Source organism: Umezawaea sp. Da 62-37 (assembly GCF_032460545.1).
Taxonomy (GTDB): Bacteria; Actinomycetota; Actinomycetes; order Mycobacteriales; family Pseudonocardiaceae; genus Umezawaea.
The window spans coordinates 11,577,348-11,588,611 of record NZ_CP135965.1; the positions used below are offsets into that span (position 1 = coordinate 11,577,348).

The 11,264-nt window shown below is 72.7% G+C and carries 10 protein-coding genes; 2 read left to right on the top strand and 8 right to left on the bottom strand.

Annotation, left to right across the window (positions count from 1 at the left end; translation table 11 throughout):
- The 8 genes from RM788_RS51825 to RM788_RS51860 all read right to left on the bottom strand — a co-directional run bounded on the left by RM788_RS51825 (window position 1) and on the right by RM788_RS51860 (window position 8,296).
- Entirely contained in the window at window positions 1–2,382 is a 2,382-nt protein-coding gene (locus RM788_RS51825) for a serine/threonine-protein kinase (protein WP_315929200.1), read from the bottom strand.
- Complete coding sequence (locus RM788_RS51830; protein ID WP_315929201.1) at window positions 2,379–3,155, bottom strand: hypothetical protein; 777 nt, start codon at window positions 3,153–3,155, stop codon at window positions 2,379–2,381. Before RM788_RS51830 ends, RM788_RS51825 begins: the two co-directional genes overlap by 4 nt.
- Before the next feature lie 5 nt (window positions 3,156–3,160).
- Complete coding sequence (locus tag RM788_RS51835) at window positions 3,161–4,126, bottom strand: glutamate ABC transporter substrate-binding protein (RefSeq protein ID WP_315929202.1); 966 nt, start codon at window positions 4,124–4,126, stop codon at window positions 3,161–3,163.
- Window positions 4,123–5,415, bottom strand: a complete 1,293-nt coding sequence (locus tag RM788_RS51840) for a GlnX family signal transduction membrane protein (RefSeq protein ID WP_315929203.1) — start codon at window positions 5,413–5,415, stop codon at window positions 4,123–4,125. The genes RM788_RS51835 and RM788_RS51840 overlap by 4 nt, the downstream gene beginning before the upstream one ends.
- A gap of 143 nt (window positions 5,416–5,558) precedes the next feature.
- Window positions 5,559–6,101, bottom strand: coding sequence for a riboflavin biosynthesis intermediates N-glycosidase (locus RM788_RS51845; protein WP_315929204.1), 543 nt, complete (start codon window positions 6,099–6,101; stop codon window positions 5,559–5,561).
- A complete protein-coding gene (locus tag RM788_RS51850) occupies window positions 6,101–6,679 on the bottom strand; it encodes a pyridoxamine 5'-phosphate oxidase family protein (RefSeq protein ID WP_315929205.1) in 579 nt (192 codons plus the stop codon). The genes RM788_RS51845 and RM788_RS51850 overlap by 1 nt, the downstream gene beginning before the upstream one ends.
- A 39-nt stretch (window positions 6,680–6,718) precedes the next feature.
- Window positions 6,719–7,291 carry a GNAT family N-acetyltransferase gene (locus RM788_RS51855; protein WP_315929206.1) on the bottom strand — a complete coding sequence of 191 codons (573 nt, stop codon included), beginning with the start codon at window positions 7,289–7,291 and terminating at the stop codon, window positions 6,719–6,721.
- A 132-nt stretch (window positions 7,292–7,423) separates the two neighbouring features.
- Complete coding sequence (locus RM788_RS51860; protein WP_315929207.1) at window positions 7,424–8,296, bottom strand: phosphotransferase family protein; 873 nt, start codon at window positions 8,294–8,296, stop codon at window positions 7,424–7,426.
- 637 nt (window positions 8,297–8,933) lie between these two features.
- Here RM788_RS51860 and RM788_RS51865 point away from each other — a divergent pair.
- Window positions 8,934–9,437 carry a YbaB/EbfC family nucleoid-associated protein gene (locus tag RM788_RS51865; RefSeq protein WP_315929208.1) on the top strand — a complete coding sequence of 168 codons (504 nt, stop codon included), beginning with the start codon at window positions 8,934–8,936 and terminating at the stop codon, window positions 9,435–9,437.
- A 35-nt stretch (window positions 9,438–9,472) separates the two neighbouring features.
- On the top strand, window positions 9,473–11,254 hold the full coding sequence (locus tag RM788_RS51870; protein WP_315929209.1) for a WXG100 family type VII secretion target: 1,782 nt from the start codon (window positions 9,473–9,475) through the stop codon (window positions 11,252–11,254).
- Window positions 11,255–11,264: the final 10 nt, after the last annotated feature.

The following is an 11,264-nucleotide window of genomic DNA, read 5'->3' on the forward strand; positions in this document are numbered from 1 at the left end:
TCACACCAGCGTCCGGGGTCGGACCGCGTTCGCGCGGTCGACGAGGGCGAACCGTTCCTCCGGGGTGTCGGCCAACCGCGCCAACGTCCGGTAGTGCCGTTCCAGGCCGAGTCTCAGACCGCGGTCCGACATCTCGCACCCCAGCAGCTCGCCGTGCCCGGCCGGGTCGGTGGACCCGTCCGTGGTGAGCAGCTCGAACGCGGCCTGGAGGACCTCCACGCTCAGCTGCGCGTGGCGGGCGACGTCGAGCTCCAGTGCCGCCAGCCGGTCGGCCGCGCCCGCGATGGCCACCAGCGCGGGCTGCCCGTCGGTGCTGTGGTGGCGGGCGTCGGTCTGCGCGCGGATCGCGGTGACCTGGGCCGCGACGTGGTGGCTGGAGGTGTCCGGAACGGTGTGCAGCACCGCGACCGCGCGGTCGCGGGTGCCCGCGGCCAGCAGCACGCGGGCCAGGCCGAACGCGGCGCTGACGTAGGAGCGGTCGGTGCGCCACACCACCTCGTAGTAGTGCGCCGCCTCGGCCAGGTTCCCGGTGGCCTCCGCGCACAGCGCGATCGCGAGCTTGGGCGCGGCCTCGCCGGGCAGCACGTCGTACACCGTCTCGAACGCCGCCCGCGCGTCGGCAGGGTTGCCCTCCACCAGCGCGGCCAGCCCCCGGTACCAGACCGGGCGCCAGTCGTCGGAGTCCACCAGCGACGGGTCGTCGGGGTCGAACATCGAGGTCGCGGTCAGCCCGTAGAGCTCGCGGGTGGCCTCCTCGGCGTGCCCGGCGTCCACCAGCGCCCGCACCAGCTGCAACCGGACCTCCGCCGTGCTCACCGGCGCGGCGCGCAGGGCCTCGACCCGGTCGACGGCGTCCCCGGTGGTGGCGTTCGCGAGGAACCCGGCGGCGGGGTCGGTGGCGTCTACCTGCGGCACCGGCAGCGCGGCGGCGGCGGTGGCCAGGTCCGGGTCCTGCTCGGAGCCGAAGCACCGCCGTTCGGGGGTGAACTGCCGCGACAGGCCGGGCCGGGGGTTGTTGTCCACGGCCAGCACCTCGCGCAGCACCCCGGTGAGCTGCTCGGCCATCTCCTCGGCGGAGGTGAACCGCAGTTCGGGGTTCGGGTCGGTCGCCCGGCGCAGGAACCGCTGGTAGGACTCGAACCCGGCCAGCAGCGGCTGGTCGGCCGGGGTGGGCAGGGAGCCCTTGTACTTGCGGCGGAAGTCGAACGAGAAGCTCATCACCGCGAGCGCCCGGCCCACCGTGTACAGGTCGGAGGCCACCGACGGGCCGATGGTGCCGATCTCGGGGGCCTGGTAGCCGATCGTGCCGTAGATCGCGCTGCGGTTGTCGCCGATGCGGCGCACCGCGCCCAGGTCGATCAGCTTGAGCTGCTCCTCGGTCTGGATCACGTTGTCCGGCTTGAAGTCGCAGTACAGCAGGCCGACGCCGTGCAGGTAGCCCAGCGCGGGCAGGATCTCCAGCGCGTAGGCGATGGCCTGGGCCAGCGGCAGCGACTCGGTGCCCCCGCCGGACCCGCGCAGGTCCTTGATCATGTCCTTGACCGACTGGCCGCCGACGTACTCCATGACGATGTAGTCGACCGACTCGCCGGTGCGCCGGTCGGCGTGCTGCACGAAGTTGTGGATCTTCACGATGTTCGGGTGCTCAACCTCGGCCAGGAACCGGCGCTCCGCGGTCGCGGCGGCGATGGCGTCGGCGTCCCCGGAGTCCAGCAGGCCCTTGAGCACGACCCACCGGTCGCTCACCGCGTGGTCCAGCGCCAGGTAGATCCAGCCGAGCCCGCCGTGCGCCAGGCAGCCGAGCACCTCGTACTGGCCGTGCAGGACCTCGCCGGGCTCCAGCTTCGGGGTGTAGGAGTAGTGGTGGCCGCACTGCGGGCAGAACCCCTCCACCCGGCCGGGGCGGCCTTCGCGGCTGCGGCCGACCGCCTTGCCGCAGGCGCTGCAGAACCGCTTCGCCTCGGGCACCTCGGGGTCGGCCAGCACCGCGCTCTTGGGGTCGCGGTAGGGCACGCGCGGCACCTCGACCAGACCGGCGCCGAGCCTGCCGCGCCCCGAGGAGCGGGTGGACGCGCGGCGGGTGCGGCCCGAGGAGCTGACGGTGCTGGTCCACGGCGCGGTGCTCGGTCCCGTGCTCGGCCCGGTGGAGGTACCGGTCGACGGACCGCTGAACGCCCCCGTGGCCTGGCCCAGCGTGCTCGGACCGGTGTCCGGGCCGCCGTCGGCGTCGGCCTTGTGCATCGCGGTGTAGGCCGACCCCGAGTACGCGGACACCGACGACGCGGTGCCGGACAGGGCGGAGACCGCCTCGATCCCGCAGGTGTCGCAGAACCCGTCGGCTTCGACGGTCCCGTCGCACCCGGCACGGGGACACGTGGTCATCTGGCCTCCACCAGGTCGAGCACGGCCCGCTGGTAGCGGCCCACCGCGCGGGTCGCCTCCGGCAGGTCGCACGGTGCGGTGAACAGGACGTCGTGCGCGTCGCGGTGCAACGCGGACAGCGCTGGGTCCTCGGCGTGGCCGAGGCGGGTTGCCTTGGCGCGGTAGGCCTCCAGGCGGCCGCGCAGCTCGGCGCGGCGGTCCAGCAGCCCGGTGAGGACGGCCACCAGCTCCCGGCACCCGGCGGCGGTGTCCGGGACGGGCGGCACGGCGGCCACGGCGATCTTCATCCCGACCAGCTCCCGCAGCCGGTGCGCCTCGGCCCGCAACGGCGCCAGCTCGCGCGCTTCCACCTCGGCGGCGGCCTGCCGGGCCACGGCGGCGGTCAGCGCGTCGACGACATGGGCGTACCCGACGCGCATCCGGTCCACCAGCTCGTCGATCCCGACGCGTTCGGCGACCGACGCGGGCCCGGTCAGCCCGCGCCGCGCCAACGGCACGGGGTGGACGTCGAGTTCGACCGACGGGCCGGTCAGCAGCTCGGCCGCGGCCGCGAGGTCGGCCGCCGTCGGCCTGCCCGAGCGCAACTCACGGGCCCGTTCCAGCACCCGCCGGTAGGCGTCGAACCACGACCACAGCGCGGCCACCGCCTCCCGGTCGGCGGCGCCGAGCAGCGGGTGGCCGGGGTGGTCGTCCATGGCCAGCAGCGACTGCGCGATCCGGTCGCTCTCCGCGCCCAGCCGCGCCAGCGCCCCGTCCACCTCGTCGCGGTCCACGGCGCTCAGTCCCGGTACTTCGCCGCGGGCGGCTCGGCGGCCTGGTCCAGCCCGCCGAGCCAGCGCTGGTGGATGACCGCCCACGTGCCGTCGGCGCGCAGCCGTTCGAGCACGGCGTTGACGAACCGCACGAAGTCCTCGTTCGCCTTGGGCACGCCCATCCCGTAGGGCTCCTGGGTGAACTGCGGGCCGACCATCTCGGTGTAGGGGTCCTGCGCGGCCAGCCCGGCCAGGATCGTGTCGTCGGTGGACACCGCGTCGACCTGGCCCTGCTGGAGCATGACCAGGCAGTCCGTCCAGTTCGGCACCGACACCACGGTCGGCTTCGCGGGCACGTTGGCGACGTTGGTCAGCGAGCTGGACCCCTTGGTGGCGCACACCCGCTTGCCGCCCAGGGAGTCCGGGCCGCCGATGCCGGAGCCGCGCGCGGCCAGCACCCGCTGCCCCGCCTGGTAGTACACGGAGGAGAACGCGACCCGCTCGGCGCGTTCGCAGTTGATCGTCATCGTGCGCACCACGACGTCCACCTCGCCCTTCTCCAGCGCGGGGATGCGCTCGTCGGAGGTGAGGACCTTGAACTGGATCCGGGTCGGGTCGCCGAAGATCGCCTTGGCGATCTCACGGGCCATGTCGACGTCGAACCCCTCCAGGGTGCCGGTGCCGGGGTTGCGGAACCCCATCAGGTACGTGTTCTGGTCCACCCCGGCGATGAGCCTGCCGCGGGCGGCGATCTTCGCCATGGTCGAGCCAGGGGGCATCCCGCCGGGTTCCGGCGGCGGGCCGGTCGGGCGCAGGCTGGCCGTCGCGTCGCACGAGGGGGTGGCCTCGGGTGTGCTGGGCGGCGCGCTCACCTCGGCGGCGTCGGCGGGCCGGGGCGCCCCGGTCGGCCCGGCGGTGATGTCCGGCGCCGAGCCGGGCACGGGGGAGCACGCCGCGAGCAGGAACAGCAGCACGACCGCCAGGCGTCTCATCGGTACTCCTTGAGTCGCTGCCACAACCCCGCGACCGCCGCCGCCGCCGCGCCCAGCGCGAGCAGCGCCACCACCGCGACCGTGCCGGACAGGGCGCCGCGGGCGGTGGCGACCGACCCGGTGAACGCGGTGCGGGCACGGGTGATGGCGGTGACCAGGTCGCGGTCGAGGCCGTCGAACGCCGCCGCCGCGCCACCGGTGTCACCGCTGAGCGCGATGCCCAGCGCGTTGGTGGAGTCGCCGGTGTCGTCGGCCGCGCGGATGCGCTGGTGCGCGTCCTGCCAGGTCCGGTGGTTCGCCTCCGCCGAGGTCACCGCGTCGCGCACCGCGGGCTCGGTCGCCAGCGACTTCGCGGTCGCGATCAGCCCGCCCAGCTCCTTGGTGACGGCGGCGTAGCGGTCCTCGTAGACCTTGCCGCTGCCGCGCGCCACCAGCGTGAGCGTCTCGTCGCCGCGCGCGGTGAGGGTGTCGATCCGGGCGCGGGCCAGCACGTCGACCTGGGTGGAGCCGTCGACGCGGGAGTCGGACACGGTGCTCGCGACGACGGCGCTGGCGACGACCACCCACAGCAGCGACACCAGGGTCAGCCCGGTGGCGACCAGCAGCCCGACGTTGACCAGCCGGTTGGTCCGGCGGGTGAGGTACCACTGGGCCAGGCCCAGCGCCGTGAGCGAGACCAGGCCGAGCAGCAGTTCGGTCCACGGGCCGCCACCCGCCCGGTCCTGGTCGCGCACCACGTTCGCGGTCTCGGCGCGGTAGAGGTCCTGGGCGGCGGGCAGCAGCTCGGCGCGCATCAGCCCCGAGGCCTCGCGCAGGTAGGCGGCGCCGACGGGGTTGCCCTGCCGGTTGTGCGTGCGCGCGGTCTCGATCAGCCCCGTGTACACCGGCAGCTGCCCGGACAGGGTGGTCAGGGCGCGACCGACCTCGGGGGAGCGGGCGCTCTCCCCGGTCGCGGTGGTCAGGGCCGCGGCCGCCTTCGCGATGTCGTCCTCGTAGCGGGCGCGCAGCTGCGGCGTCTCCACGCCACCGGACAGGAACGCCCCCGCGGCGGTGGCGTCGGCGTCGGCCATCGCCCGGTAGACCTCCTGCGCGGCGAAGCTCAACGGCTCGCTGCGGGTGGCCAGCTCCTCCAGCGCGTCCGACCGGGCCTGCACGCCGAACCCGATGAGCGACCCGGACAGCAGGCTCACCGCCACGAGCACCAGCGCGATCAGGCTCAGCCGCCCCGGAGTGCTCTTGACCAGCCCGGTCACCCGGCGCGGGGCCTGCGCGGTGACCACGGCCGCCATCCGGACCCCTTCCGCCTGACCCACTGCTGGTGATCAGTACCACGAACTCGCCACCAGCGTAGATACCGCCAGGGCAGTTGTGGCGGAAAACGCGGTGATCCCCGTAGCGGCGCGCCCGCCGGTTCGCGGACCACCCCGCGGTCTCAGGTGGTCAGCCGCTCCCGCACGGTCATCAGCGCGAACCCCAGCAGGTTCAGCCCCCGCCACGTGGACGGCGTCGCCGCCCGCCCGTCGCCCGAGCCGAGCCCGATGCCCCACACGCGGTCCAGCGGACTGGCCTCCACCAGCACCCGGTCGCCCGTGCCGAGCAGGAACCCGCGCATCTCCGGGTGGGCGGTGAACTTGCCGATGTTCCCGTCGACCACGATCCCCACGCGCCGGTCGTCCCACACGTCGCTGTCGAACCCGCGCACCTGCCTGCCGATGTTCTTCGCCTCGAACGGCGTGTGCGCGGCCAGCACCCGCTGCTCCGCCCGCTCGTCGCCGAACAGCCGCGCCTTGCCCGCCATCATGTAGTGCTCGGCGGTCGCGTAGGTGACGCCGTCCACGGTGAACGGCGAGGGGTACCACTGGCTCAGGCATTCCACGCCCAGGCCGCCGCGGGACTCGTGGCCCCAGAAGTGGACGAACTCCATCGGCACCCCGCGGTGCTCGGCCCGGCGCGCGGCGTCCAGGTCGCGGATCATCACGCCGACCTCGGCGGCAGCGGCAGCGGCAACCCCGGCAGCCCGTCCATGCTGACCCCGTTGAAGTCCTTGCCCTCGCAGTAGACGGCGAACTCCTCCTCGGACTTGCGGCCGAAGTAGTCCGCATGCAGCGTCCGCTCCTCGCGGTAGTCCATGAACGGCACCGCGTACCCGCAGGTGTCGCTGATGAGGTTCGCGGTCACCACGATCACCGCCCGCAGCCCCGGCGCGTCCGCGTCGCCGAACCCGGCGACCAGGTCGTCGAACCGCGGATCGTCGCGGAACACCGGCTCACCGGTGCCGTGCACCCGCACGATGTTGGGCGGCCCGGTGAACGCGCACCACATCAACGTGATCCGGCCGTTCTCCCGCAGGTGCGCGATCGTCTCGGCGTGGCTGCCGCCGAAGTCGAGGTAGGCCACGGTCCGCTCGTCGAGCACCCGCAGCGACCCCGACCGCCCCTTCGGCGAGATGTTGACGTGCTCGCCCGTCAGCGGCGCGGTGCCGGTGAAGAACACCGGCTGCTCCTCGATGAACGTCCGCAGCCGACCGTCGATCCGGTCGTAGGTCTTTCCCATGCCCTCGATTATGACGCGCCCACCCCCTCCGACGAGGCGCTATTTCCACTCCTTGGGCCCGTCCACCTCGTCCCCTGCCAATCGCGCGTGCAGGTGCTCGTCGTACCTCAACCCGTCCCCGTACCGCGACGCCGACCGCAGCGTCCCCTCGTTCCGGTACCCGGCCTTCGTCGCCACCCGGCACGACGCCGCGTTCGCCACCGCGTGGAACAGGTGCACCCGGTGCAGCCCCAACCGGGCGAACCCCCACCCGGTCACCGCCCGCACCGCCTCGGTCGCCACCCCGCGCCCGCGCGCCCACGACCCCACCCGGTACCCCATCTCCGCGGTCAGCTGGTCGAGGTCGATCCTGTGCAGCGACACGTTGCCCACCAGCCGCCCGCTCTCGGCGTCGAGGACGGAGAACGTGGCGTGGTCACCGGGCGTCCAGTCGCCCAGGCTCCGGCACCACTCCCGCGCGGCCGCCACGTCGACCACCGAGGGGGCGGGGTTCCACAGCATCGAGTCCGGGTCCCGCACCATCGCCAGCGCCTCGACGGCGTCGCGCTCCTCGGGTGGTCTCAGCAGCAGGCTCCCGGTGGTCAGCTCCACCGGCTCGATCGGCGACGTCATGCCGGGATCCTGGCCCACCGCGGTCCTCGCGCGCACCGCAATAACGTCGGCCCGTCGGGCGCCCGACCCGCCCGCCGACCGCGACGACCGGGTCCACCGGCGGTCCGGCCAGGACGCGGCCGGACAGGACCCTCATCGCAGCATCCCCAGCACGTGGCCGACGTTGGACTCCACGATCCCCAGCATGGAGTCGCGGTCGGGGAAGTCCCCGTCGAGCAGCCGCAGCGGCCCGGCCACCAGCGACAGGTGCAGCGCCAGCCGGTAGAACCGCAGCCGCGCGGAGTCCAGGCCGTCCACCTCCAGCCACCGGTAGTGCCCGCCGAACCGGAACGACAGGTAGGCGTGCTCCCACTCCACGTCGAAGAAGGACGCGCCCTCGATGTCGATGACCACGGGCTCGTCGTCGGCGGTGACCAGCACGTGCTCCGGCCCCAGTTCGCCGTGCACGAACCCGTGTCGCCGCCTCGGCCGCACCGCGGCGGCCAGCTCCCGTACGACGTCGTCGACCTCGTCGCGGACCGCGCCGATCCGCTCCACCCGCTCCGCGGCCTCGCGCAGGTCGTCGAGCGCCCGTTCCAGCACCGTCTCCTCGCACGGCCGCCCCGGCCCCGGTCCCGCGGTCGCGGCCATCCCGCGGACGGCCTCGCCCAGCCGTTCCAGCGTGCGCCTGGGCACCCGGTCGAACACCTCGCTGAGCCGCGGGCCGGGCACGTCCTCGACCACGGCGGCGTCGCACGGGTACAGCGAGCGGCTGCGGTCCAGCAGCAGCACCCGCGGCGTGCGCACGCCGATCGCGGTGAACCGCTCCCCGGCGGCCTCGAACACGTCGATGCCCGCGGGACCGCCGCCGCCTCCGGGCCAGTAGTCCTCGGCCGGGTGCCAGAGGTAGGCCACCGCGGTCGTGCCGTCGTCGAGGTGCAGCCGGTACACCCCCTTGCTCGTCCCGCCGGGCAGCCGGGTCACCTCCACCAGCCCCCGCCCGGTCCCGGCTCGTGCGAGTCCCACCAGGTCGCCGTGCTCCACACCGTCCCCCGTCCGTCGGCCCGCGATCCTTTCGCACCCGCCGGGAAGGAGCCACCCCTGGTGGGCGCGGCGCCCGACCGGATGCATTCGCGAATGCCCCGCGTGCCTTCGGGCACCTTTCGGTGTAGAACCGGCCACACCGCGAAGAAAAGCCGGGAGATCCCGAACCGGAACGACTCCAATCCCGTGTTGGTGGTGCCCGGCGCATCGGACCGGAGGGTTCGGCTGCCCATTGGAAGCCGCCGTGGACGAGGGGGTGGACGTGGAGTCGATCCACCGTTTCCGGACAAAGCCGCCAGGTGGTGGGCCGGGCGGGCCCCGCAGGCGGAGAGCACTCCGGAACCGGCGCGGACCGGAAGTGAACAACGTCACTCGCCATTGGCCCACGAGCAGGCGACACGGTGAACTTTCGTCTGCGGAGGAACGTGCACCCGAACGACCTCACCGGGTCACCTAGCAAGATGATCGTTCGGCTAGCATCGCCGTCGCCGCTCCAACGGTGGCGGGCGGCGAATTCGTTTCGGAGTGGTGACGTGGGCGCGTCCGATTTTCCCGTAGGCAGGAGCGGCCCGACAATGCCGATCAGGACGGTGCACCGGTGCCGCGACAGGAGGCCTTCGTGAATCCCCAGCAATGGCTAGACGAGTACGAGGCCAAGCTGGCCGACCTGAAGAAGAAGTCCGAGGACCTCCAGGAGAACTTCACCGCCTCCAGCGCGACGGTCACGAGCAAGGACGGCTCGGTCACCGTCACCGTCGGCCCCAACGGCGGCCTGCAGAACCTCCAGCTCGGCCGCCGCGCGATGGAGATGAGCGCCGCCCAGCTGACGGGGGCGATCCTCCAGACGGCCGCCGTGGCCCAGCGCCAGGCCGCGGAGAAGGTCCTCGAGGTCTTCATGCCCCTCGGCGAGGGCACCGAGGCGATCGCCATGGTCAGCGACGCCATCCCGGCCGAAGAGGTCGACCTGGACGAGGACGACGCCGTCGACGAGGTCGAAGAGCCCGTCGCGCCGCCACCGCCGCCGCCGGTCCACCGGCCCGCACCACTGGCGCCCGCCATGCGCCCGCCCACCAAGCCGCGCCCCGCGGCCGACGACGCCGACGACGACAACCAGCCGTGGTGACCGGTTCCGGTCTAGACAGGAAGTAGGCAGGAAAAATGGCCGAGACGCCGATCGACTCCCCTCCCGGTATGCACATCACCGAGGAGAACAAGCTCAAGGGCACGCTGTTCGTCGAAGCCTTCGGCAGCCTGATCGACGGGATCAGCAAGGACGCCGAGTCCGAGACGGAGAAGGCGCTCGACATCACCTTCAACGCGATCGGCGCGGCCGCGTCGATGGTGATGTTCGCCATCGACCCCCTCGGGTCGCTGATCGGCGCCGGGATCGGCTGGCTGATCGAGCACGTCAGCTTCCTGCGCGACGCCCTCAACCAGGTGATGGGCAACCCGGAGGAGATCCAGGCCAACGTCGAGGCGACCAAGGCCAAGGCCGTGGAGCTGCGCGTGCTGGCCGAGGACCACCGCAGCGGCCTGGCCACCTTCGACGGGTGGACCGGCAAGTCGTCGGAGAACTTCAAGGCCAGCATGGACCAGATGGGCGCTGAGCTCGACCAGCTGGCCAACGCGGTCGAGACCAAGGCCAAGATCGTCGGGATCACCGGCATGCTGGTCACCGTCCTGCGCGACATCATCCGCGACCTGATCTCCCAGCTCCTGGGCTCCCTGATCGCGGGCGCGCTCATCGCGGTGGCCACCGCGTGGATCACCTTCGGCGCCTCCATCGTCGCCTTCGTCGGCTTCGCCGTCGGCAAGGCCGTCGCGCTGGGCGTGAACATCTCCGCCCGCATCGCGCGGGTGGTGGCGTCGTTGAGCAGGCTCGTGGGCAAGGTCGGCAACCTCGACGACGTGGTGGCGAAGGTCAGCAAGGGCTGGGACCGCTTCGACAACGCCGCCGACGTCGCCGAGATCAGCTACGAGGGCTACAAGGCCGCCGACGACGTCGACGACGCCATCGACAAGGGCGTCAAGGACGACCAGGCGAACGACAAGGTCACCGCGGCCAACGACAAGGCCAAGGAAGCCGCCGCGAAGTACGAAGAGGCCAAGGCCGACGAGACCAAGCAGGCCGACGAGGCCAAGGCCGCCAACGACAAGCTCAGCAGCGCCTCGGACAAGTACTCCGCGGCCAACGACAAGCTCAGCTCGGCGGCCGACGCGGTCAACGCCGCCGCCGCCACCGGCGACCAGGCCCAGTACGACGCGGCCAAGTCCAAGTACGACTCCGCGAAGCTCGAGGCCGACTCGGCCAAGACCGAAGCCGCCTCGGCCGCGTCCGACGCCGCCAAGGCGAGCCGCGACGTGAGCGACGCGGCCAAGTCCAGCTACGACGCGCTCCAGGCCGCGAAGCCGTCGGAGGACGCCGCCAAGGCCGCCTACGACGAGTACAAGACCAACAACCCGACCGACCCGAGCAAGGCCAACCCGGCGCAGACCGCCGCGGAGACCGACCTCGGCAGCAAGAACGACGCGGCCAAGGCGGCGAACGAGTCCTACGAGAAGGCCAACGCCGACTTCGCGGCCAAGAACGCCGCCGCGGCCGAGGCGAACGCCAGGGCCTACCAGACCGGGGCGGACGCCGACATCAAGGCGGCGGAGCAGGCGAGCAGCACCGCGAGCGCGGCGGGCGACAAGGTGGAGACCGCGGCCAACCAGGCCAAGTCCACCGGCGAGGCCGCCAAGACGAGCTACGACGAGTACCAGAAGAACTACTCGTCCGGCACGCCCGCGCCGACCCAGGCCCCCGCGGACCCGTTGCAGCACGCCAGGGACGTCAACGCCGGCACCAGCATCACCGACGCAGGCAAGGGCGACGCCTTCTTCGGCGGAGCCAGCGACCCGTCCAAGACGGACGTCAACGGTCCCACCGTGCAGGTCTAGTCCAGCCAGT